This is a genomic window from Jiangella aurantiaca, from assembly GCF_004349105.1.
Lineage (GTDB): Bacteria > Actinomycetota > Actinomycetes > Jiangellales > Jiangellaceae > Jiangella > Jiangella aurantiaca.
In genome coordinates this window covers 28,939-51,922 of sequence record NZ_SMLB01000010.1, presented here as the reverse complement: position 1 = coordinate 51,922, position 22,984 = coordinate 28,939, and the positions used below count along the sequence as shown (strand labels likewise).

Below are 22,984 nucleotides of genomic sequence, written 5' to 3'. Positions count from 1 at the left end.
ATGCGACGCCCGGCCGGTGGCCTGGGCCTGCTGGGCGTCGTGCTGCTCCTGGCCGCCTGCGGCGATGCCGCCGCAGGCGCGGACGATGCGACCGACACTGACGGCGACGGCGCCGAGCTGGCCGGCCGCACGTTCGTCTCCACCGAGGACGTCGGCATCCCCGGCGGCGGGCCGCTGAACCTCCACTTCACCGACGACGGCCGGCTGCTGGCCACGGCGGGCTGCAACAGCGCCAACGGGCCGGTCGAGCTGTCGGGTGGCCGCCTGGTCGGCGCTGACCTCGGGCTGACGGAGCTGGGCTGCGAGCCGGAGGTCATGGCCTCCGACGCCTGGCTCACCGACCTGCTGGCCGCCGAACCGGCCTGGGAGCTGGCCGATGACGCCACCCTCGTCCTCACCGCGGGCGACTTGGTGGTGTCGCTGACCGACCGCGACGTGCTGGAGCCGCCGGTCGACCTGACCGGCCGGCGGTGGGACGTCGACGGGCTCACCGACGGCGAGACGGCGTCGTCCGTGCCGGTCGGCATCGCGCCGTTCCTGCGCATCGACGGCGACGCGCTCACCGGCCACACCGGCTGCAATGAGATCAACGGCATCGTCACGGTCGACGGCGACACCCTCACGGTCGCCGACCTCGTGACGACCGAGGTGGCCTGCGACGGCGCGGCGGCGTACGTCGAGGACGTCGTGCTGGCGGCGCTGGACGGCGAGGTCCGGTTCTCCATCACGAGCAACCGGCTGTCGCTGGAGGCGCCGAGCGGTTCCGGGTTGCAGGCGGTGTCGGCCGGTTGACAGTGGCGGCGCCGTTTGTCACGGTTCGGCGCGGCTTTCCACAACTGATCCACAACCTGTGGGTCACGGTGCGTATGGACCCGTCCGCGTCGATGTCGGCGCAGATGAAAGACCCCTCGGACCCTTACCCCGAGGGGTCTTCTCGATTCTTATCGCATGCGCGGATGAACGCCGCGTAACGACACGGCGTATCGCCGGGATCCGTTCGAGTTGGTCTGTCCGCATACAACCGCTTTGCCGCAGCCGTTACATTGATCACCGACAACGGCGAGGGTGAGATGGCCGGACCGGGAGGCAGGGTGCGCGACAGGCTCAGCCGCGCCGAGTCGGCGCTGCGGTCGGCCGTGGCGCGCGGCGGCGAGGCCGACCTCGGGCGCGACATCGACCCCCGCTCGGTCGAGTCCGGCGACGCCTGGGACGAGTCGCGCACCGTCCGCGCCCGCGTCGTCGACGAGCTGCTCCGCGACGCCGGCGGCGTGCCCGGCGCCGCTGTCCGGCTCACCGGCGCGCGCATCACCGGCGGCCTGCAGCTGCGCGACGGGCGGCTGGAGCGGCCGCTGCGGCTGGACATGTGCTGGATCGACGACATCCTCGTGCTCGCGGACCTGACCGCGGCCGGCGTCGAACTGGTCCGCTGCCGGGTGCCCGACCTGCGCACGGAGTCCGTCGACGTCCAGAACGCGCTGGCCGTGCGCGAGTGCCTGGTCGGCTCGGTGAGCATGGTCGACACCCACGTGCATCGGTCGGCGTCGTTCGAGGACAGCCGGTTCCACGGCCACTCGACGCTGTTCCACGCCCGCAACCTCAGCGTCGGCGGCGACCTGCTGCTCACCCGGGCGCGGCTGTTCGCGTCGTCCGGCGAGGCCGTCGACGCCGAGCGGCTGCGGGTCGACGGCGGGCTCGGCCTGGTCGGTGCCCGCGTCCGCGGCCCGATCGTGCTGTCCGGCGCGACGGTGGCCGGGCGGGTCGACCTCACCGACGCCGTCCTGCGCAACCGGCACGGCGTGGCGCTGGACGCCCGCCGGCTGGTGGCGGGCGGGGTGCAGGGCCGCGGCCTGCGCTGCAGCGGCACCGTCGACCTCGGCCACGCGACGATCGCCGGCAGCGTCGTGTTCGACGCCGCGGTGCTGGCCAACCCCGGCGGCGACGCGCTCGTCGCCAGCGACATCGAGGCCGACCGGCTGGAGGCCGAGAACGGCACCCGCATCCTCGGCCGCATGCTGATCCCGCGCGGCGTCGTCCGCGACACCCTCGCGCTGCGCGGCGTCGAGATCAGCAACCCCGGCGGGTACGCGATGGTCGGCATCGGCGCCGCGGTCGGCTCCCTGGTCGCCGACCGCGCCCGGCTGGTCGGCCGGGTGATGCTGGACGAGATGGAGGCGACCTCGGTCCGGCTGGTCGGCACCCGGGTCACCAACCCCGACGACTCCTGGGCGGTGAGCCTGCAGTCGGCGACGGTCCGGCGCGACCTCAACCTCGAGCGGCTGTCCGCCATGGGCGGGCTGAACATCAAGGGCATCCGCGTCGGCGCGGCGGTCTTCCTCAGCGGCGCCAACCTCGACGGCGGCTACCGCGCGCTGGCCGCGTCGCGGGCCGTCATCGGCGAGCGGCTGGTACTCGGGCGCCGGTTCCGCTGCCGCGGCGACGTCGACCTCGCCCACGCCGACCTCGGCAAGAGCCTGGCCATGGACGGCGTGCGGGTGCAGGGCCAGCTGCGGCTGTTCCAGGCACGGGTCCGCAGCGACGTCCTGTTGCGCGGAGCCTACATCGAGGCGTCCGGCATGGGCGTCGACGCCATCGGCCTGCGGGTCGACGGCCGGTTCACCGCCCGCGGCCTGGTCTGCGACGGCGCCGTCCGGCTCACCGCGGCGGTCGCCGACAGCGTCGTGCTCACCGGCGCGCAGATCTACAACCCCGACGGCAACGCGCTCATCGCGCCGCGCATCGAGGTCCGTGGCGACCTCGTCGTCGGCAACGACCCGTACTCGACCGACCTCGGCGGCTTCTGGGCCGACGGCGGCGTGGTGATGCGCGACGGCAAGGTCGGCGGCGACCTCGTGCTCGACGGCGCCGTGCTGCACCGACCCGACCACCGGGCGCTCGACGCCACCGGCGTGCAGGTCGGCGGCAAGGTCTCGTTCGAGCAGGCCGAGATCGAGGGCACCGTCTCGTTCGATCAGGCGCACGTGCGGCGCCGGTTCGTGCTCAGCGGCTCGACGCTGGCCGGGCACGGCATCGGGTCGACCGACGGGCCGATCGTGTTCAGTGCGATCCAGACGATGTCCGACGAGTTCCTGGTCGACGGCGGCGTGTTCCGCGGTGCGCTGCGGCTCACCGGGTCGACGTTCTCGGCCGGGCTGAGCCTGCGGCACGCCGAGTTCGCCGCGCCCGGGCAGACCGCGCTGCTGCTGCCCGACGTCACCTGCGGCGTGTGCCGGCTGACCGGGCTGGACGTCGACGGCGCGGTCATCGTCGCGCGGTCCCGAGTGGGCGGCGACATCGTCGTCGACGGCGGCAGCTATCACCACCCGGGCCGGTTCGCCGTCGACGCCGCCCAGGTCGCGGTCGGCGGGTCGTTCCTCGTCCGCGATGCCGAGCTGACCGGCGGCGTGGCGCTGCGGCGGGCCGAGGTGGGCTTCAGCGTAGTGCTGACGGCGCTGCTCGGAGAGACCGGCGAGCGGGACGACGGCCGCGTCCCGGTCGGGGAGATCGTCGCGGCCTCCGGACTCAAGGTCGAGGGCAATCTGGAGTGCCGCGACGTTGAGCTGACCGGGCAGTTCTCGCTGGCCGAGGCGGTGCTGGCCGGCCGGCTGCTGGTCCGCGGCCGCACCACGCTGACGAACCCGGGCCGGACCGCGGTGTTCGCGCCGAACCTGCAGGTGTCCGGGGCGGTCGAGCTCGGTTCGCGGCGGTCGACCGGGAACGGCCCGCTGACCATCGTCGGCGAGGTGCGGCTGGACCGCGCGCACATCGGCGAGCTCTCCTGCGAGGAGGTGACGATCAGCCAGGACCACGCCGCGGACTCGCGCGCGGCCGGCACCGAACAGGTGCGGCCGCTGGTCTCGTTGCACGAAGCCGTGGTGGCCCGGCGGATCCTCATGAACGACCTGAGTGTCGCCACCACGACAGCCACCGGCGGCCGGGCGCTGATCGACCTGTCAGAGCTGCAGGCCGGCACCGTCGAGCTGCCGGCCGGCGAGATCGCCGTCGACCTGCGCGGCTCCGAGGTCCGCACCCTGGTCATGGACCCCACCGACACGTCGATGGTCATGCTGTCCGGCCTGACCTTCGACGACCCCGGCGACGCCGACGTCGACACCGCACTGGCCTGGCTGCGCCGCGACCCCACCGGCTACCAGCACCAGGTGTACGAGCAGCTGGCCAGCCACTACCGCCGCTCCGGCGACGACGCCGCCGCCCGCACCGTCCTGCTGGCCCGGCAGCGACACCGCCGCGACCTGCTGGGCACGTCGACGTTCGGGCAGCTCCTGATGAAGGGCTGGGGCTACCTGCAGGACGTCACCGTCGGCTTCGGCTATCGGCCCGGCCTGGCCGCGATCTGGTTCGTCGGCCTGCTGGCGTTCGGGACGGCGTACTTCTGGACCAAGGAGCTGGACCCGGTCGAGGTGAACGTCCACCCGACGTTCAACCCGTTCGGCTACGCCCTCGACCTGCTGATCCCGCTCCTGAGTCTCGGCCAGGACTCCGCCTGGGACCCGCGCGGGCTGGACCTCGTGGTGGCGTACGGGCTCGTCTTCTGCGGCGCGGTGCTCGCCACGACGGTCGTCGCGGCCGTCACGCGGGTGCTGAACCGGCGCTGAGTGGGCCGAGTTGTCCACAAATTTTGTACACAGGGGTGTGGGTAACTGGCGGCGCACGCTCAGCCACTTGTGGACAGCCTTGTGGGTGACGGCCCGGTCCGGAAATCTTCGCCGAACCCCCTTGTGCAGCCCCCGCGACAGGACTAGAAATGCTCCATCGTCATCGACGAGTTCGGAGCCGGAAAACCGGGGTGACCTGGTCAAAGGCACCGAGGAGTCGAGGGCGGGCCGGACGGAGAACGGCAGTTCGCCACGTCGGGGTGACCCGGCGAACCGCACACCGATGGGCGGGGCGGCTGACGGAGCCGGACGGCAGACCGGAAGGGCTGTGGATACCCACGGGTCACCGTGAGCTCCGCCGCTCGAGCCGCCGTCATCGGAGGTGGCGAGCATCCGGCCGGTTCATCCGGCCGTGATGGTTCTGGTCGAAAGAGAAGGCCCCTCGGACCCTTACTCCGAGGGGCCTTCGCCTTTGCTGGCCGGCAAAACCTGTTGCCGGACGTCCAGCCCGGCCGGTAGACAGAGCCCGTGATCAACCTAGCAGCCGTGGCCACCACGCCCACGCTGACCGGCGAGCGCATCCGGCTGGTCCCGCTCGGCCCGGAGCACGCCGCCGCCCTGTTCGAGTCGTTGCACGACCCCGAGTCCGCCCGGCTCACCGGCACCCACCAGACGTTCACCCGCGAGGCCATCGACGCGTTCTGCGCCAGTCGAGCGGAGCAAGACGACCGCCTCGACTGGGCCATCGAGGACGCCGCCTCGGGCGAGTATGCCGGCGGGTTGGCCGTCAACAACCTCGACGCCGACAACGAGACCGCCGGCTTCCGCATCGACCTCGTCGAGAAGTATCGCGGCCGCGGGCTCGGCCCGGAGTCGATCGAGCTGATGCTGCGCCACCTGTTCGAGGAGGTCGGCGTGCACCGGGTCGGCCTCGAGGTGTACGCGTTCAACCCGCGGGCGCAGCGGTCGTACGAGAAGTGCGGGTTCGTCGTCGAGGGCCGGGTGCGCGAGTCGCTGCTCTGGGACGGTGAGCGGGTCGACACCATCATGATGGGCCTGCTCCGCGCCGACTGGCTAGGGGGTGTCTGAGGTGGGGCTGTCCCCCGGCTGAAGCGGCCGGTCACCGCCATGGGGGCGGCGCCGTGGGCTCCGTAGCGTCGGTTCCGAGGTCGCGCACCCGGCGCGACGTGTCCTCGGGAGCAACCGATGTTCGGTCTGGCGGTACGAACCCTGCGATATCGCAAGGGTGCCTTCGTGGCGGCGTTCGTGGCGATGGTGCTCGGCGCCGCGATCGTGATGGCCTGCGGCGGGCTGATGGAGACCGGCATCCGTACCGCGGTGCCGCCGCAACAGCTTGCCGGCGCGGACGTGGTCGTCGCGGGGGAGCAGCGCTACGACATTCCCCGCACCGATGAGTTGGCGGTGCTGCCCGAGCGGGTGCGCGTCGACGACGACCTGGTCGCGACGGTCGCCGCCGTCGACGGCGTGGCCACGGCCGATGGACGCGTGCTGGACGAGCCGGCGCCGTCCGGAACGGTCGACGCGATCGCGGTGACGGCCGCGCCGGGCGTCAGCGCCGGCGAGCTGCGAGGGCGCATCGACGCCGCGCTCGACGGCACGGCCACGACGACGCTCACCGGCGACGACCGCGGCCTGGCCGAGCTGCACGAGGCCAGGGCCAGCAGCGAGGACCTGATCTCGCTGGCCGGGGTGTTCGGCGGCTGGGCAACGATGGTCTCGATGTTCGGCGTGGCGTCGATGCTGGCGCTGTCCATCCAGCAGCGCGGCCGCGAGCTGGCGCTGCTGCGGGCGACCGGCGCGACGCCGGGTCAGCTGCGGCGGATGGTGCTCGGCGAGACGCTGCCACTGTCCGTGGTCGCGACCGCGCTCGCGCTGATCCCCGGTCGGTACCTGGGCGAGTTCCTGTTCCAGCGGATGACCGACGCCGGTGTGGTGCCGGCCGGGGTGGAGTTCCGGCAGGGCTGGATCCCGGTCGTGACGGCGGTGGGCGCGGCGCTCATCGCGGCGGTGGGCGGGGCGCTGATCGCCGGCCGCCGGGCCGCCGCCGTCCGGCCCGTACAGGCGCTGGCCGAGGCCGACCTCGACGCCCGGACGATGAGCCCGTGGCGCTGGCTGTTCGGTCTGCTGGCGCTGAGCGGCGGCATCGCGCTGGGCGTGGTGACCGTGACGGTGATGAGCGGACCGCTCACGTCGAGCACGGCCGGCCCCGCCGTGTTCCTGTGGGCCATCGGGCTGGCGCTGCTCAGCCCCGCGCTGACCCGCGCCATGACCGCGGGGCTGCAGTGGCCGGTGCGGGCAGTGGCCGGGGTCTCCGGGCACCTGGCGGTGCTCAACGCCCGCGGCCGCACGGCCCGCACGGCCGCCGTCGTCACGCCGATCATCATGCTCACCGGCATCGCCACCGGCACGCTCTACCTGCAGGCGACCGAGGACGCGGTCAACCGCGACACGTTCACCCGCGGGCTGGTCGCCGACGCCGTCGTGACGTCGTCCGCGCCCGCCGGCCCGGAGCTGGTCGACCGGATCGCTGCCCTCCCCGGCGTGGGCGGTGCCTCGGAGCTGGTGCGCAGCGCCGGCTTCGTCGAGTCGCCGCACGACGACTCCCAGAGCGACGAGGGCTGGACGCTGCAGGGCGTCACGGCCACCGGTGCGGCCGCGACCACCCCGGTCACGACCGTGGACGGCGCGCTGACCGACCTCACCGGCGACACCGTCGCGCTGGCCGCGGACCACGCGCGGTCGCTCGGGGTCGGGATCGGCGACGAGCTGACGCTGCGGCTGGGCGACGGTGCGACGGCGACGGTGCGGGTGGCCGCGACGTTCGACGCCGCCGCCGACTACGACACGCTGCTGCTCCCGGCGGACCTGCTGGCGCCGCACACGACCGCCGGTGGGGTGCACGAGATCCTGGTGGCGGCCGACGACGACGCGACCGCCGGCGCCGTCGTGGGCGAGCTGCGCGGCCTGGCCGCGGCGACACCCGGGCTGGCCGTCGCCGACCGCGCGGCGCTCTTCGACGACTACGGCGACCAGCAGCGCACGCTGGCGTTCGCCAACTACACCGTCGTCATCATGATCGTCGCGTACGCCGCGATCTCGGTGATCAACGTGCTGTCGTCCAGCACCGGCGCGCGGCGGCGCGAGTTCGGGCTGCAGCGGCTGACCGGCGCCACCCGCGCCCAGGTGCTGCGGATGGTCGGCGCCGAGGGCGTGCTGGTGGCTGCCGTCGGCATCGTGCTCGGAACGCTCGCGTCGGTCGCGACGCTGGTCCCGTTCAGCCTCGCGCGGGCCGACCAGCTGACGCCGTCGGGCTCGCCGCTGATCTACCTGGGCGTGGTGGCCGTCGCGCTGGGTCTCACGATAACGGCGACGCTGCTGCCGGCCTGGCAGGTGCTGCGGCAGCGGGCGGCCCAGGCGGCTGCCACGGCGGACTGAGCTGTCAGCCGGACTGCGCGACGCAGAACTCGTTGCCCTCGGGGTCGAGCAGCACCGTCCACCGTTCCTGGACGCTGTGCACGCTGGCCCCGAGGGCGACCAGGCGGTCCACCTCGGCCCGCCGGTCGGCCGCCTCGACGTCGAGGTGCACCCGGTTCTTCACCGTCTTGCGCTCGGGCACCTGCTGGAAGTACAGCGTCGGGCCGGGACCGCCGACCGCCACGGTCGGGTCGGTCTCCGGGGTGAGGCCGAGCGCCGCCAGCCGTTCGATCTCGGCGGCGTCGTAGGGCAGGACGTCGTAGTCGTCGAGCACCGCGGCCCAGAACCGGGCCAGGCTCGGCGCGTGTTCGCAGTCGATGACGATCTCGCTCAGCGCTGCCATGCGCCCTGACGCTAGACGACCGGAGCCCCGGCCCGCACGCGGCGGGCCGGGGCGCTCGAGACGTCCGGACGTCAGTCGTCGGTCTGGTCGTCGATCACCGCGTCGGCCGCGTTGCGGCGGATCGAGTCGATGCCGTTCAGAGCGCCGCTCTTGCTGGTGTATGCCTCGCCGACGGCGATGACCTCACCGTTGCCTGCCTTCAGGCGGAAGCGGTACTGCTCGGACTTGTCCTTGTAGAGCTCGAACTTCCCTGCCATCGATGAACCTTCCTGTGACGACGAACGCCTGGCAGCAGAAGCGTAGAGGCAGGGCAGGACGTCCGCCGCCCGAACCGGGCAGAGCCGCCGCCGTCTCGTCTCACGGGCAGCGCGGCACGGGCGCGCTCCAGGTGTGTGCGGACTGGTTGCCCACGTAGTAGTCCGTGACCCAGCGTCCGTCGTGCAGCCGGTTCCAGACTCGGCTGGTGCCCACCAGCGAGCCGAGGGACTGGCACATGACGTACGCCAAGGCGCCGGGCTGCAGGGGTGCGCCGGTGGCCGCGTAGTTCGTGCCCGGCCCGACGCGCGCCGTCAGCGGCGTCGTGCTCGTCACCTGACCGGGATAGGTGCACCGCGGCAGGATGCTGGAGAAGGTGGTGTTCGACGGCGTCGAGATGTAGTAGTCGGCCACCCAGCTGCCGTCGGTCAGCCGATCCCACACCGCGCTGGTGCCGACCTGCTGGCCGTGCCCCTGGCAGATCACCGCGACTGTCGCGCCGGGGGCGATGCTGCGTGTCACCGGGTAGGCGGTCGACGGCCCGGTACGCGCGTTGAGCGCGGTCGTGCTGGTGACCCGGAAGTTCCGCGCGACGGTCGCCACCGGGGCGTCGAGCGCGTCGCTGTCGATGTTCAGCGTGACGCCGCCCCACGTCTCGGTGTGGTCGCCGCGGTACTGCTTCGCGCGCTGGTGGTTGGCCCACTGGGTGTTCGGCGCGGTCGGCCAGCCGGTGAGCGCGGGATTGCCGTCCCAGCGCGCCATCCAGACGGCGTCCGGCCGGGCCCAGCTGGCGGAGCTGTAGGACGCGGACAGGTCGGCCAGGCCGGAGTCCTGGTGAACGTAGACGCCGGCGAGGTATCCGGCCTGGTGCACCGTAACCGTCCAGTTCGAGACGTAGCGGCGGACGGCGAGGACGCAGTCGGCGTTGGTGCGGTCGTAGTGCTCGACGTCGGCGTAGAGGGCACTGCCGGGCAGCACCCCCAGCGCACGGGCCTTCGCCACGGCGTCCTGGGCTTCCTGGGCGGCGTACGAGCCCGCGGTGCCCGCGGTGTACCGGTGCGGCTTCGTGCCGAACATGCAGAACGGCTGGCGGCCGAAGTACGTCGGGAGCAGCTTCCAGCCGGCCGCGGTGGCGTCGCGGACCCAGGCGGCGGTCAGGTTGGGTTGAGTACAGCCGCGGTTCACGCCGCCGAAGTAGATGTTGACCGTGCGGTACGACGACGCACGCCAGGCCTGCAGGGCGGCCAGCGACGGAGCGGTGCACGTGTCGAAGCCGCGTCCGGTGGCGATGGTGGCCGACGACCCGCTCGGGTAGTTCCCCGGCGTGGCCGGATAGCCGCCGGCCGGCGTGGTGAGTGTGGCGACCACGAGGACCGCGCCGATGGCGACCGCGGCCGCTCTGCTGACTGTGCCCGACCAGCGGCTCATGGTGACCCCCTGTACTCCGCTTCGAGTGTGCTCCCGCAAACCGGCTGTGAACAGGGGCTTCGTCGAAGTTATCGATCTGCAACCGTGGCGACGGGAGCGTCCAGGGAGTCGCTGTCGATGGTCAATGTGACGCCGCCGTGGGTCTCGTCGTGATCGCCGAGATACTGCTTGGCTCGCTGGTGGTTCGCCCACTGGCTGTCCGGCGCCGTCGGCCAGCCGGTGAGCGCCGGGTTGCCGTCCCACCGCGCCATCCAGACGGCGTCCGGGCGGGCGTAGTCGGGGGAGTCGTAGACGGCGGACAGGTCGCGCAGACCCGAGTCCTGATGCACGTACACCCCGGCCAGGTAGCCGGCGTCGTGCAGCGTCGTCGTCCAGGCGGACACGTAGCGGCGGACCGCCGTGACGCAGGAGGTGTCGCGGCGGTCGTAGTGCTCGACGTCGGCGTACAGCGCGCTGCCCGGCAGCAGGCCGAGGTGCCGCGCCTGCGCGATGGCGTCCTGCGCGTTCGCGGTGCCGACGGCGGTGGCGTCGGCCTCGGTGAACCGGTGCTCCTTGGTGCCGAGGATGCAGCTCGGCTGGTGGCCCATGTACGTCGGCAGCAGGCCCCAGCCCATGCCGCTCACCGCCTGCACCCACGACGGCGTCAGATTCGGCTGGCGGCAGCCGCGGTTGATGCCGCCGAAGTAGATGTTGACCGTGGTGTACGGCGATGTGCCCCACCACGCGTCCAGCGCGGCGACCGACGGCGCGGTGCAGGTGTCGAAGCCGAGGCCGGTGGCGATGGTGGATTCCGGGAGCGGCGCGTCGGTGGCGCTCACCGGGGCGGTGGCGGCGACGGAGGTGGCGGCGAACAGGAAGGCGGCGGTGATGACCGACTGTCGTCTCCGGGTCATGGAGACAGTCATATCATTGCGTCAGCAATCGGCGACAGGTCCGTTCGGCCGAAGGATCGTCACGCCCGTCGGCGAGCCGCCGGACATCGCCAGCAGCGCGTCCACGCCCTGCTCCAGGCTCAGCTCGCGGCCGAGCAGCAGCTCCGGACGGAGCGTCCCGGCGGCGATCTCGGCCAGCATCGCGGGGTAGTGGTGCGCCGCCATGCCGTGGCTGCCCAGCAGCTCCAGCTCCGTCCCGACCACCGGGCCCATCGCCACCGCCTGGGTCGCGTGCTCGGCCAGCAGCAGCCCGGCCTGGACGTGCCGGCCGCGCCGGCGCAGCCCGCCCACCGAGTTCTGGAACGTCGTCGTGCTGCCCAGCGCGTCGAGCGAGAGGTGCGCTCCGCCTCCGGTGGCGTCGCGGACGGCCGCCACGACATCGGTCCCGCCGCTCGCGTCGACGGTGACCGCGGCGCCGGCGGTACGGGCCAGCTCCAGCGCCGGTGCGGCCACGTCGACCGCGACCACCCGTGCCCCGTGCGCCGCGGCGATCATGACGGCGGACAGCCCCAGCCCGCCGCAGCCGTGCACCGCCATGAACTCGCCGGCGGCGACCCGGCCCTGCTGTACGACGGCGCGGTATGCCGTCGCGAACCGGCAGCCCAGCCCGGCCGCGGTGGCGGCGTCGACGGAGTCGGGCAGCCGGACCAGGTTGACCGCGGCGTGCTCGATCGCCACGTACTCGGCGAACGAGCCCCAGTGGGTGAAGCCCGGCTGCGTCTGGCGCTCGCAGACCTGGTGGTCGCCGGCCCGGCACTGCTCGCACTCGCCACAGGCGCAGACGAACGGGACGGTGACCCGCTCGCCCGGCCGCCAGCCGGCGACGTCCGGCGCCACCTCCTCCAGCACGCCGGCCAGCTCGTGCCCGGGCACGTGCGGCACCTCGATATCGTCGTCGTGGCCCATCCAGCCGTGCCAGTCGCTGCGGCACAGGCCGGTCGCCTCGACCCGGATGACGGCGCCGCCGGGCGGACAGGCCGGTGCGGGGACGTCGCGGACGACCGGCCGTTCGCGAAATCTCTCGTACACCATCGCGCGCACGGCAACCTCTCAATGCTCCGGCCAGGCACCGGCCGTCACTCGCTCCGATCGCCTCACGCCCTCGACCGACGACTCGTGGGAGCCTCCGGCCCCCAGTCGCCGCCGGTGTGCCTGGCCCTCCACGGGTCGACCCTAGACGGCTACGGAAAATCCCCGGTGTGCCGGACGGCCGCGGCGCTATAGTCACGACGACCACCTGTGTGTTCGGAAGGCTGGACGGTGGCGCTCAACGATCTCTTCGACGCCGCCATGACGTTCCCGGTGGTGCCGTTCACGTTCCTCACCGTCGCCGTGCTCGCCTACTGGCTGCTGGTGATGGTCGGAGGTACCTCGCCCGTGGCCGGCGACGGCGTGCCGCTGAACGTGACGGGATCGGTGTTCATCCTGCTCAGCTGGCTGGCGGCGCTGGCCGGCACGCTGCACGGCCGCGACGTCGCGGTGCGTCCGCCGGGCGTGGTGGCGTCCGTGGTCATCGTCGTGCTGGCGCTGGCCGCCGCCGCGCTGGGTACCGCGCTGCTGGCCTGGCCGATCCGCCGCGCGCTGCGACCCGCCGGGCCGGCCGATCCGGCCCGCCTGGTCGGAAGCATCTGCGTCGTGCGCACCGGCGAGGTCGGCCCCGACGCCGGCCAGGCCGAAATCACCGGCGCCGACGGCGCGCCCGTCGTCATCGAGGTGCGCCACGACGGCATCGAGGAGCTGCGCCCGGGCAACACCGCGATGATCCACGGCTACGACGCCGAGCACGGGGTGTTCTGGGTGACGGGGTTCGACCCCAAGCTCGGCACCCGCCCCTGAGGGCTGGGTCAGCGGCCGTAGCCGGCCCGGCGGAACGCGTCGGCGATGGCGCCGCCGGGCGCGGAGTCGCGCTCGCGCTGCGGCCGGCCGCCGCCGTTGCGGGGCTGCCCACCACTGCGGGCATGCCCGCCGCGCGACTGCCCGCCGCGGCCACCGGCGCCGGGCGCCGGCAGCTCGTCGTCCAGGCGTAGCGTCAGCGAGATGCGCCTGCGGTCGACGTCGACGTCGAGCACCTTGACCTTCACGACGTCGCCGGGCTTGACCACCTCGCGCGGGTCGGAGACGAACCGCTTGGACATCGCCGAGACGTGCACCAGGCCGTCCTGGTGCACGCCGACGTCGACGAACGCGCCGAACGCCGCGACGTTGGTGACCACGCCCTCCAGCCGCATGCCGGGCGCGAGGTCGGTGATCTTCTCGACGCCGTCGCTGAACGTGGCGGTCTGGAACGACGGGCGCGGGTCGCGGCCGGGCTTCTCGAGCTCGCGCAGCACGTCGGTGACCGTCGGGACGCCGAACACCTCGTCGGCGAAGTCGGCCGGGCGGAACTCGCGCAGCGTCCGGGTGTCGCCGAGCAGCCCTTTGAGGTCGCGGCCCGAGGTGTCGACGATGCGCCGGACCAGCGGATACGCCTCGGGATGCACGCCGGACGCGTCGAGAGGGTCGTCGCCGCCCTGGATGCGCAGGAAGCCGGCGCACTGCTCGAACGCCTTCGGACCGAGCCGGGCGACCTCCTTGAGCGCGGTGCGCGTGCGGAACGGGCCGTGGTTCTCGCGGTGCGTCACGATGTTCTCCGCCAGGCCGGGCGTGATGCCGGACACCCGGCTGAGCAGCGGCGTCGACGCGGTGTTGAGGTCGACGCCGACGGCGTTGACGCAGTCCTCGACGACGGCGTCGAGCGAGCGGGACAGCGCGAAGTCGGGGAGGTCGTGCTGGTACTGGCCGACGCCGATGGACTTCGGGTCGATCTTCACCAGCTCGGCCAGCGGGTCCTGCAGCCGTCGCGCGATGGACACCGCGCCGCGCAGCGAGACGTCCAGGCCGGGCAGCTCCTGGGAGGCGAACGCCGACGCGGAGTACACCGACGCGCCGGCCTCGGAGACCATCACCTTGGTCAGCCCGGGTCGCAGCTTGACGAGGTCGGCGGCCAGCTTGTCGGTCTCGCGGGAGGCAGTGCCGTTGCCGATGGCGACCAGTTCGACATCATGTTCGCGCGCGAGTCGGTCCAATGTCGCCAGCGACTCGTTCCACCGGTTCGCCGGCTGGTGCGGGTAGATGGTGTCGGTGGCGACGACCTTGCCGGTGGCGTCGACGACAGCGACCTTGACGCCGGTGCGGAACCCGGGATCGAGGCCCAGTGTGGCGCGGGTGCCGGCGGGTGCCGCCAGCAGCAGGTCGCGCAGGTTGGTGGCGAACACCCGGATGGCCTCCTCCTCGGCCGCCTCGCGCAGCCGGGTGCGCAGATCGAGGTCGAGGCGGAGCAGGATCCGGGTGCGCCACGCCCAGCGGACGGTCTCGGCCAGCCAGGGGTCGGCCGGCCGGCCCCGGTCGCTGATGCCGAACCGGTGCGCGATCTCGGCCTCGTACGCCGTTGTGGAGCCGTCGTCGCCGGTGGGGTCGACGGTGAGGTCGAGGATCTCCTCCTTCTCGCCGCGAAACATCGCCAGCACCCGGTGCGACGGCAGCTTCGTCAGTGGCTCGGCGAACTCGAAGTAGTCGGCGAACTTGGCGCCGGCCTGCTCCTTGCCCTCGCGCACCTTCGCCGTCATGCGTCCGGCCGTCCACACCCTCTCGCGCAGCGTGCCGATGAGGTCGGCGTCCTCGGTGAAACGTTCGACCAGGATGGCCCGGGCGCCGGCCAGCGCCGCGGCGGCGTCCTCGACGCCGGCCTCCGGGTTCAGGTAGCCGGCTGCGACGGTCTGCGGGTCCTGGGTGGGGTCGGACAACAGGCCGTCGGCCAGCGGCTCCAGCCCGGCCTCGCGGGCGATCTGCGCCTTGGTGCGCCGCTTGGGCTTGTACGGCAGGTAGATGTCCTCGAGCCGGGCCTTGGTGTCGGCCAGCAGGATCTGCGCCTCGAGGGCGTCGTCGAGCTTGCCCTGCTCGCGGACCGACTCGAGCACGGCGGCCCGGCGCTCCTCCAGCTCGCGCAGGTAGCGCAGCCGCTCCTCGAGCGTGCGCAGCTGGGTGTCGTCGAGCCCGCCGGTGCGCTCCTTGCGGTACCGGGCGATGAACGGGACGGTGGCGCCCTCGTCGAGCAGGGTGACGGCGGCGCCGACCTGGTGCTCGTGGACGCCGAGCTCGTCGGTGATGCGCTGCTGGACGGACGGCAGGGCGGGCTTGGACACGTGGTTCCACTCTCTTCGGCAGGACGTCTCCGGCATTCTGCCGCGCCGGGCCGGGCCGCCGCGAGCCGGTCCGCCGCGCCGGGTGATTCTCACGATGCGGGACGATCCGGCTCGAAACGTGGACGCTCAGCCGCTCGGCCCGTTAGGCTCGCCGTCGAGGTCATGAGTGCCAGTGCCAAGCCCCGGCTCGCTGGCCGGCAACCCTCCTCCGCGGTGGGGTGCCCCGGGTGACGACCTGGCCGGCTCGACCCCGAGCCGGCAAGCGCGGACCCGTGGCCCGGGTCCCGGAGACCTGGAGGACCTGTGACCGTCACCGATCTGCCCCGCGTCCACGCCCCACTGCCCGCCGCGCCCACCGAGCCGTTGCTGCCGGTCGTCGGCGCGGACCTGCGGGCGCCGCTCGCCGGCGGCGGCGACGCCCGGTACGTCAACCTCGACTACGCCGCCAGCGCACCGGCGCTGCGAGCCGTCGCCGACCACGTCGCCGAGATCCTGCCGACGTACGCGAGCGTGCACCGCGGCGCCGGGTACGCCTCGCAGCTCTCGACCCGGCGGTACGAGGACGCCCGCGCCACCGTCGCCCGGTTCGTCGGCGCCCGCTCCGACGACGTCGTCGTGTTCGCCCGCAACACCACCGACGCGCTGAACCTGCTGGCCGGCTGCGTGCCCGAGGGCGGCGAGGTGGTGGTCCTCGACCTCGAGCACCACGCCAACCTGCTGCCCTGGCAGCGTGGGCCGCACCGGGTGGTCGAGGCCGCGCCGACGCTGGCGCAGACCCTGAGCCGGCTCCAGGTCGAGCTGTCCCGGCGCCCGCCCGCGCTGCTCGCCGTCACCGGCGCCTCCAACGTGACCGGCGAGCAGTTGCCGCTCGGTGCGCTGGCCGGGCTGGCGCACCGCAATGGCGCACGGATCGCCGTCGACGCCGCGCAGCTCGCGCCGCACCGCCGCATCGACGTCGTGGCCGGCGAGCTCGACTACGTCGCGTTCTCCGGGCACAAGCTCTACGCGCCGCTCGGCGCCGGCGTGCTGGTCGGCCGGCGCGACTGGCTCGACGCCGCACCGCCCTACCTGGCCGGCGGCGGGGCCGTCCGCGAGGTCACGACGGCGGCGACCCGGTGGGCGCCCGCGCCGGCCCGGCACGAGGGCGGCTCGCCGAACGTCATCGGCGCGGCCGCGCTGGCGCGTGCGTGCGAGGCGATCGCGGCGCTGCCCGAGGGCTGCGTCGAGGTGCACGAGTCGGCGCTTCGCCGGCGGCTGCTGGCCGGGCTGGACCGCATCGACGGCGTGCGCACGCTGCGGCTGTGGCCGGACAGCGGCTCGGCGATCGGCGTGGTCGCGTTCACCGTCGACGGGTACTCCGCGCGGCAGGTGGCGGAATACCTGTCCGCGGAGCACGCCATCGGGGTGCGTGACGGCCGGTTCTGCGCGCACCCGCTGCTCGGCCGGCTCGGCGCCGGCGACGGTGCGTTGCGAGCCAGCATCGGCCTCGGCTCCACCGCATCCGACGTCGACCGTCTGCTGTCCGCGGTCGAGCGGCTGGTCCGGGAGGGCACTACCGGCACGTACGCCGTCAGGGCGGACCGCCCCTGCGATTAGCCTCCGGCGGTGGGTCCTGCGGCAGTGCAGGGGGTCGTGCCGCGACGACCGTCTGGTCGGCGCGGACTGTGCGGTTGCGTGACGCGGCCAGGGCCGCGTCACAACGACGACGCCACCGTGCAGACCGCGGGCGGGCCGGACGTCTCCCGGTGATGGCGCTCGCGGCGGAGTGAACGCGGCGGTCCTCATGGTCCGGCCCCGTCGGGTGGTTTCTCGTATCGATGTCCGCTGGGGCTGGTCCAGGTGGTGGTGCCGTCGGGGTGTCGTTCGACGCGCCAGTGGCCGTGGTGTTTGATCTTGTGGTGGGTGGCGCACAGCGCCTGTAGGTCGTCGGGGTTGGTGGTCCCGCCGGCGGCGAACGGGACGATGTGGTCCAGGTCGCAGGCGATCGCCGGGCGGTGGCAGCCCGGTGCGCGGCAGGTCTTGTCGCGGGCGATGATGAAGTCGGCGAGCGCCTTGGTGGGGCGGTATCGGGTGCGGCCGAGGTCGAGGAGCTGTCCGCTGCCGTCGGTGCGCAACCACGTCCACACGCCTTCGGCGGCGAGGACCTTGGCGACATGCGCGGGGATCGGCCCGTACCCCTCCAGTTCGCCTGGCTGGTCGCTGAGCCCGACGGCGGTGGCGAATGGGACGGTGATGTGCACGCTGATCGGACGCCGCCGCGGCGCGCCACTCCCGGACGGTGTCGGTGGTGGTTGCCCGGCAGCAGTGTCGGCACCAGACGGTGCGCCGACCATTGCGGCGGGCGTCTGGTGGGCAGGGCCGCCGGCAGAACCGGCCGTGCGGGTCAGCGGGCCGGTGGCGCCGTCGGCGCAGGCGGTGAGCGCGGCCCAACCCAGCTCGGCGAGGGCGTCGGCGCGGCGCTGGTCCTTGGTCCGCGCCGGGAGCCCGGCGGCGGTGTCGGCGCGTTTGGCGTCCGCCGCGGCGGCATTCAACGCGGTGTCAATGGCGGCGGCGTCCGCGGCGGGCAGCAGCGCCTCCAAGTGCGCCATCCCATCCGATGCGGGGGTGATCGCGACGTAGCGGCGCTCCCGGGCGGCCTCGTACCGGTCCGCCGCCTCCACCGGCGCCAGCTCGTGCAGCAGCCGTTTGATGAGTTTCCGTAGCGCGACCGAATCCAGGCCGGGCGCCTTGGGGAGCACCGCTGCCTCCACGCGGACCAGCACGTGCGGTTCTTGGCCGCCGAGCTCGTCGGTGATCACCCGGGCCCGCCGCAGATCAATCGCACCCGAGGCCAACGCGGCGTGGGTGTCGGGGAAGTCCAGCACCAGCTGCAGGGCGTGCCCGACCTGGTTCTGCGCCTGCTTGGCCGTGACCTGACACCGTCCGGCAACGGCCATCGCGGTGTTGGTGACGGGGTTCACCGACCGACACCCCGTCGCATCGGGCCGCATCTCGGCGCGGGAGGCCAGCTCGGCGGACACACCGGCCTCGACCCCGGCGACCCACGCGGCCAGCCGGGCCGACGCGGCCACCGCCTCGACCAGCTCGTCAGCGGTGGCCACCGCCGGATCCAGCCGGGCCAGCCGCGCGGCCAGCTCCGGCCCGACCGGCGCCTGATCGATATCGCAGACCGCCGGCGCGGCCTCACCGCCGGTGCACAACTCCCGCAACAGGTCTTCGTCGATGCTGTCCACGCGCGGATCGTCGTACGGCGGCTCCGTCTCCCACCCCACCGGCGGAGCAACCTCCGGCGGCGGAGCAGTCAACAGCGCTTCTTCGAACATGCCAACGATCTTACCCACCCCCACCGACAGAGTCCGACTCAGCCGAGTGGCGCGAGCTGCCGACGTACCATGCAGCGTGGCCAGACACCGCCTCGCGGCGGCCGCTGCCCTCGTCCTGACGGCGACGGCGTGCAGCGGTGGCGCTGACGAGCCCGCGTCGGCGCCGCCGCCGTCGGTGAGCCAGATACCGGCACCCACCGCGACCTCGCCGACGCCGACGCCGACGCCCACCGCGACTCCGACGACCATCCCGACCCCGACTCCCATGCCGCCGCCGGCGTTCGACCCGGCCGCGGCGTACGCCGTGGTCGAGCACCTGGCCGGGACGATCGGGCCGCGCGAGGCGACGTCGCCGGGGTTCCAGCAGGCCGCGCAGTACGTCGTCGACACCATGACGGCGCTGGGGTACGAGGTCACCACGACGCCGTTCCCGGTGCCGGCCGGCAACTCCTGGGGGGTCGACGTCGAGGCGGGTACCTCGCGCAACGTCATCGTCGACCCGCCCGGGTTCGACCCCACCCGGCCGCACGTCATCGTCGGCGCGCACCTCGACACCGTCCCGCAGGCACCCGGCGCCGAGGACAACGCGTCCGGCATCGGGGTCATGGTCGAGCTGGCCCGGATGGCCGCCGCCCAACCGCCGGGACTGCCGGTGCGGTTCATCGCGTTCGGTTCCGAGGAGCCGCGCGGTGACGGCGACTCCATGCACCACTTCGGCTCGCAGTTCTACGTCCGCGAGCTGCCCGCGGCACAGGCGGCGGCCCTGGCCGGCATGGTGTCGCTGGACCGCGTCGGCGTCGCCGCCGACCACGTGCCGGTGTGCACCGGCGGCCGCGGCACGACGGCGCTGCGCGACGCGCTCGTGGCCGCCGCCGCGACGGCCGCCGTTCCGGTGCGGACCTGCGAGAACCGGTCCAGCGACCACTGGTCGTTCGAGAAGGGCGACCTGCCGTCGGCGCGGCTGGGCAGCATCCCGTACGAGGCCTACCACTCGCCGGGCGACGTGCCTGCGGTCGTCGACCCGGCCCAGCTGGGCCGCGCCGGCGCCGTCGTCTGGGCCTGGCTCGGCACGCTCTGATCCGGAAGCCGGAGGTTTCGTGCGCTCTGGGCCGGGGCAAGAATGCCCTCCGTCGAGCGGACAGGAGGCGGCATGCGGCCGAGGCGGGCGAGTACCGCTGCCTGCGTGGCTGTCGCCGCGGTCCTCGCGACGGCAGGCTGCGGCGACGACCCGGTGGCCGTCCCGCGGGCGGAGAGCGTCGAGCTGGTGCCGCTGGAGTCGGCCTCGCCGCCGCCCACCCCGGCCACCACCGCGACCCCCACCCCGACGCCGTCCGCGTCGCCGACGCCCACGGAGACCGCGGAGCCGGACGACGAGCCGACCGCGACGGAGGAGCCCGAGCCCGAGCCGACCGCGACGGAGGAGCCGCCCGAGTCCGAGGAGCCGGCCGAGCCGGAGCCCACCAACGTCGGCACGCCGAACCCGCCGGACGAGCCGGATCCCGAGGGCGTGTCCGAGCGGGAGCAGGAGGTCGTCGACCTCACCAACGAGATCCGGGCGGACGAGGGCTGCGGCCCGCTGCACGCAGACGACAGGCTGCACGAGGCGGCCGTCCTGCACAGCGAGGACATGGCCGAGCGCGACTACTTCGACCACGTCACGCCGGAGGGCGTCGGACCGGGAGAGCGGGCCGAGCGGGCCGGCTACGACAGCTGGGGCGGCGAGAACATCGCCTGGGGCTACCAGAGCGCCGAGGACGTCGTCGAGGGCTGGATGGACAGTCAGGGTCACCGGGAGAACATCCTGAACTGTGACTTCCAGGCGATCGGTGTCGGCGCGGCGGACAGCGACGGCGGGCCGTACTGGACACAGATGTTCGGCTACGAATGACTTGACTTCGAGTGTGCTCGAAGTCCTACCGTCAATGGTGTGACGACGCTCGATCTGCGCGACACCCCGATCACCCGACCGCCGACCCAGTCGGCGGCCCCGCCCACCGAGACCATCTCCGAGGTGGCCGAGCGCACCGGCGTGACGGCCCACACGCTGCGCTATTACGAACGCATCGGCCTGCTCGACGTCCCGCGCGACAGCGCTGGGCGCCGGAACTACACCCCTGACGATGTCGACCGCGTCGTGTTCATCACGCGGCTGCGCCAGCTCGACATGCCGATCCGCGACATCCAGCGGTACTTCGAGCTGGTCGCGGCCGGTCCGCAGACGGAGCCGGACCGGCTGGCGCTGCTGGTGAAGCACCGCGAGGCCGTCCGGGTCCGCATGGAGGCATTGCGCGTCGCCCTCGGCGTCGTCGACTACAAGATCGCGAAGTACGGCGGCACCGCCGCTCCGTGAGCCGCCGGTTCCGCCGCGGATCCTCCCGGCCGGCTCAGGCCAGCACGTTCCACTGATCGAGGGCCCAGCGCCAGCTGCCGTCCGGCTGCCGGCGCGCCACCTCGGCGGTCACGCCGCCGTCGGCCAGCCGGGTCGACGTCAGCGCGATGTCGCCGGTGCGCAGGACGGGCTGCTGGTCGCCGAGGGTCAGGGTGACGCCGGAGGCCACGTACTCCTCGAAGAACCGGCGGATGGCGGCGCCGCCTGCGACAGTCTGCCCGGGTGAGACGGCTATCGCCGCATCGTCCTCGAACAGCGCGACCAGGCCGTCGACGTCACGGTCATTGACGCGCTGGACGAAGAGGCGTTCGAGATCCGCGGGCTCGGCCGCCACGGGCCGGTCGTCAGTGCTCATCGAGGGCTCCTTCCGGGAGGACGGGCGACGGCGTGCGTTGAAGGCGGCGCCAGGCGAACAGCCCGCACACCGCGAAGCCCACCGCGTTGGCCAGGCCGTGGGTCGCCGCCATCCAGGTGAGGGACAGGTGCGGGACGGCGTCCCAGACGTGCCCCGCGGCCCAGCTCAGCGCCAGCAGCATGGTCGCGGCCAGCACCGCGGCGCTCACGCCGAACAGCGCCCGGGTCAGCCGGCCGCGAGCCGACGGTGCGACGTCGCGCCAGACGGTCCAGCCCAGCAGCCACATGCCGGCGGTCAGCACGACGGCGCCGGCCAGCTCGACGCCGTCGCCGGTGAAGTAGCCGAGGAACACCAGCGCGACGCCGCCCGGCACGGTCAGCGCCGCGATGGACGACGACGGCGACGGCGCGCGGCTCGCGGTCAGCCCGGCGACGAGCGCCGCCGCGAAGCCGGCGTAGTGGAAGTGCGCCACCGTCAGCAACTGCGTCGTCATGCCGAAGCCGAGCAGCTCCCAGCCGCCGCGCTCCGCGATCAGAGAGCTGGCCGCGATGGCCGGCGCGACCATCGCGGTCAGCACGGCGATCTCGACCGGGACCAGCGACCGGCGGCGCCGCAGCCGCACCAGCGCCAGCACCGCGAGCCACGCCGTCACGGCGGCGTAGCAGCAGGCCAGCATGACGGCGAACGCGTCGCCGCGGTCCAGCAGCAGCGACAGACCGCCGAGCAGCCCGGCGAACGGCCACACCTGGCCGACCGGCCCGAGCCGTTGCCGGTCATCGTCGATCAGCCGCAGCCCGAGAGGCACCACGACGACCATCCCGAGCGCGAGGATCCAGCCGACCAGTACCGTCACGACAGGGACTCTAAAGGCCGACCTGGAAGGGGATCGATGCCGGCCGACGCGGACATCCGGGCCAACCTGGCGGCGGTGAGGGAACGGGTCCACGCCGCGTGCGTGGCGGCCGGCCGGGCCTCTGACGAGGTCGAGGTGCTGCTCGCCACGAAGACCCAGCCGGCCGGCCGCATCGCCGCGGCCGTCGCCGCCGGCGCCCGGCTGATCGGGGAGAACCGCGTCCAGGAGCTGGCCGCGAAGGACACCGAGCTGACGGCACTGGTGGACGGGCTGCCGTACGAGCGGCACTTCATCGGCCATCTCCAGTCGAACAAGGTCAACCAGGTGCTCCGCTACGTGAGCTGCGTGCAGTCCGTCGACGGCGTCGAGCTGGCCGACCGGCTGCAGCGCCGGCTCGAGACGCTGGACCGCACGCTCGACGTGCTGGTGCAGGTGAACACCTCCGGCGAGGCGAGCAAGTCCGGGGTCGCGCCGGACGAGGCCGTCGCCGTCGTCCGGGAGGTGGCCGAACGCGACCGGCTGCGGGTCCGCGGGCTGATGACGGTCGGGCTGCAGTCGCCGGACGAGGCCGCGGTGCGGGCGTCCTACCGCGCTCTGCGCGAGCTGCGCGACCGTGCGGCCGACGCCGCCGCGTTGCCGGTGCTCTCGATGGGGATGAGCGGCGATCTCGAGGCCGCGGTCGCCGAGGGCGCGACGATGGTCCGGGTCGGCTCGGCGGTGTTCGGCCCGCGGCCGCAGCCGGCCTGACATCGCAGCAGACAGACGGTGTTGATCATTGGGCGCCGCGATCGCCGTCCGGTTATCCTCTTCGCGTCTC

19 protein-coding genes and 1 riboswitch are annotated in these 22,984 nt (G+C 73.3%); of the genes, 10 read left to right on the top strand and 9 right to left on the bottom strand.

The genetic code is table 11. The features are described 5' to 3' along the window. The 4 genes from E1262_RS10155 to E1262_RS10135 all read left to right on the top strand — a co-directional run bounded on the left by E1262_RS10155 (window position 1) and on the right by E1262_RS10135 (window position 8,069). A complete protein-coding gene (locus tag E1262_RS10155; RefSeq protein ID WP_132103015.1) occupies window positions 1-792 on the top strand; it encodes an META domain-containing protein in 792 nt (263 codons plus the stop codon). Window positions 793-1,091: 299 nt separating this feature from the next. Continuing rightward, window positions 1,092-4,613 carry a hypothetical protein gene (locus tag E1262_RS30275; protein WP_162605851.1) on the top strand — a complete coding sequence of 1,174 codons (3,522 nt, stop codon included), beginning with the start codon at window positions 1,092-1,094 and terminating at the stop codon, window positions 4,611-4,613. A 546-nt stretch (window positions 4,614-5,159) separates the two neighbouring features. Next, window positions 5,160-5,702 carry a GNAT family N-acetyltransferase gene (locus tag E1262_RS10140; RefSeq protein WP_203453735.1) on the top strand — a complete coding sequence of 181 codons (543 nt, stop codon included), beginning with the start codon at window positions 5,160-5,162 and terminating at the stop codon, window positions 5,700-5,702. A 165-nt stretch (window positions 5,703-5,867) separates the two neighbouring features. After that, window positions 5,868-8,069 carry an FtsX-like permease family protein gene (locus E1262_RS10135; protein ID WP_203453734.1) on the top strand — a complete coding sequence of 734 codons (2,202 nt, stop codon included), beginning with the start codon at window positions 5,868-5,870 and terminating at the stop codon, window positions 8,067-8,069. Window positions 8,070-8,073: 4 nt separating this feature from the next. Here the strand turns inward: E1262_RS10135 and E1262_RS10130 are convergent, their stop codons facing one another. The 5 genes from E1262_RS10130 to E1262_RS10110 all read right to left on the bottom strand — a co-directional run bounded on the left by E1262_RS10130 (window position 8,074) and on the right by E1262_RS10110 (window position 12,107). Further along, window positions 8,074-8,451, bottom strand: a complete 378-nt coding sequence (locus E1262_RS10130; RefSeq protein ID WP_132103012.1) for a VOC family protein — start codon at window positions 8,449-8,451, stop codon at window positions 8,074-8,076. A 71-nt stretch (window positions 8,452-8,522) separates the two neighbouring features. Then, window positions 8,523-8,708, bottom strand: a complete 186-nt coding sequence (locus E1262_RS10125; protein WP_132103011.1) for a YegP family protein — start codon at window positions 8,706-8,708, stop codon at window positions 8,523-8,525. A gap of 100 nt (window positions 8,709-8,808) precedes the next feature. Further along, a complete protein-coding gene (locus E1262_RS10120) occupies window positions 8,809-10,134 on the bottom strand; it encodes a glycoside hydrolase domain-containing protein (protein WP_132103010.1) in 1,326 nt (441 codons plus the stop codon). Between the two features lie 68 nt (window positions 10,135-10,202). Then, entirely contained in the window at window positions 10,203-11,027 is an 825-nt protein-coding gene (locus tag E1262_RS10115; protein WP_203453733.1) for a glycoside hydrolase domain-containing protein, read from the bottom strand. 21 nt (window positions 11,028-11,048) lie between these two features. Beyond that, a complete protein-coding gene (locus E1262_RS10110) occupies window positions 11,049-12,107 on the bottom strand; it encodes a zinc-dependent alcohol dehydrogenase family protein (protein ID WP_132103008.1) in 1,059 nt (352 codons plus the stop codon). Between the two features lie 219 nt (window positions 12,108-12,326). Between E1262_RS10110 and E1262_RS10105 the strand changes: the two genes are divergently transcribed. Continuing rightward, window positions 12,327-12,902: a hypothetical protein gene (locus E1262_RS10105; protein WP_132103007.1), complete on the top strand. Its 576-nt coding sequence runs from the start codon at window positions 12,327-12,329 to the stop codon at window positions 12,900-12,902. A gap of 8 nt (window positions 12,903-12,910) precedes the next feature. Here the strand turns inward: E1262_RS10105 and E1262_RS10100 are convergent, their stop codons facing one another. Further along, complete coding sequence (locus E1262_RS10100) at window positions 12,911-15,247, bottom strand: Tex family protein (RefSeq protein ID WP_275261691.1); 2,337 nt, start codon at window positions 15,245-15,247, stop codon at window positions 12,911-12,913. A gap of 158 nt (window positions 15,248-15,405) precedes the next feature. Continuing rightward, window positions 15,406-15,518: riboswitch (SAM riboswitch) on the top strand. Window positions 15,519-15,550: 32 nt separating this feature from the next. On the opposite strand from E1262_RS10100, the gene E1262_RS10095 reads away from it, so the two are divergent. Then, window positions 15,551-16,843, top strand: a complete 1,293-nt coding sequence (locus E1262_RS10095) for an aminotransferase class V-fold PLP-dependent enzyme (RefSeq protein ID WP_203453731.1) — start codon at window positions 15,551-15,553, stop codon at window positions 16,841-16,843. 185 nt (window positions 16,844-17,028) lie between these two features. On the opposite strand, the gene E1262_RS10090 is transcribed toward E1262_RS10095, so the two are convergent. Further along, on the bottom strand, window positions 17,029-18,570 hold the full coding sequence (locus E1262_RS10090; protein WP_132103006.1) for an HNH endonuclease signature motif containing protein: 1,542 nt from the start codon (window positions 18,568-18,570) through the stop codon (window positions 17,029-17,031). A gap of 76 nt (window positions 18,571-18,646) precedes the next feature. Between E1262_RS10090 and E1262_RS10085 the strand changes: the two genes are divergently transcribed. The 3 genes from E1262_RS10085 (at window position 18,647) to E1262_RS10075 (ending at window position 20,920) form a co-directional block, all read left to right on the top strand. After that, window positions 18,647-19,648, top strand: a complete 1,002-nt coding sequence (locus tag E1262_RS10085; RefSeq protein ID WP_203453730.1) for a M28 family metallopeptidase — start codon at window positions 18,647-18,649, stop codon at window positions 19,646-19,648. 105 nt (window positions 19,649-19,753) lie between these two features. Beyond that, window positions 19,754-20,458 (top strand): CAP domain-containing protein, encoded by a 705-nt coding sequence (locus E1262_RS10080; RefSeq protein WP_203453729.1) that lies wholly within the window; start codon window positions 19,754-19,756, stop codon window positions 20,456-20,458. 39 nt (window positions 20,459-20,497) lie between these two features. Then, on the top strand, window positions 20,498-20,920 hold the full coding sequence (locus tag E1262_RS10075) for a MerR family transcriptional regulator (RefSeq protein ID WP_132103004.1): 423 nt from the start codon (window positions 20,498-20,500) through the stop codon (window positions 20,918-20,920). Between the two features lie 34 nt (window positions 20,921-20,954). On the opposite strand, the gene E1262_RS10070 is transcribed toward E1262_RS10075, so the two are convergent. Next, window positions 20,955-21,314: a YybH family protein gene (locus E1262_RS10070; protein ID WP_203453728.1), complete on the bottom strand. Its 360-nt coding sequence runs from the start codon at window positions 21,312-21,314 to the stop codon at window positions 20,955-20,957. After that, entirely contained in the window at window positions 21,304-22,167 is an 864-nt protein-coding gene (locus tag E1262_RS10065; protein ID WP_132103003.1) for a YndJ family protein, read from the bottom strand. The genes E1262_RS10070 and E1262_RS10065 overlap by 11 nt, the downstream gene beginning before the upstream one ends. Before the next feature lie 36 nt (window positions 22,168-22,203). On the opposite strand from E1262_RS10065, the gene E1262_RS10060 reads away from it, so the two are divergent. Continuing rightward, window positions 22,204-22,914 (top strand): YggS family pyridoxal phosphate-dependent enzyme, encoded by a 711-nt coding sequence (locus tag E1262_RS10060; protein WP_132103002.1) that lies wholly within the window; start codon window positions 22,204-22,206, stop codon window positions 22,912-22,914. The last annotated feature ends 70 nt before the right edge of the window (window positions 22,915-22,984 follow it).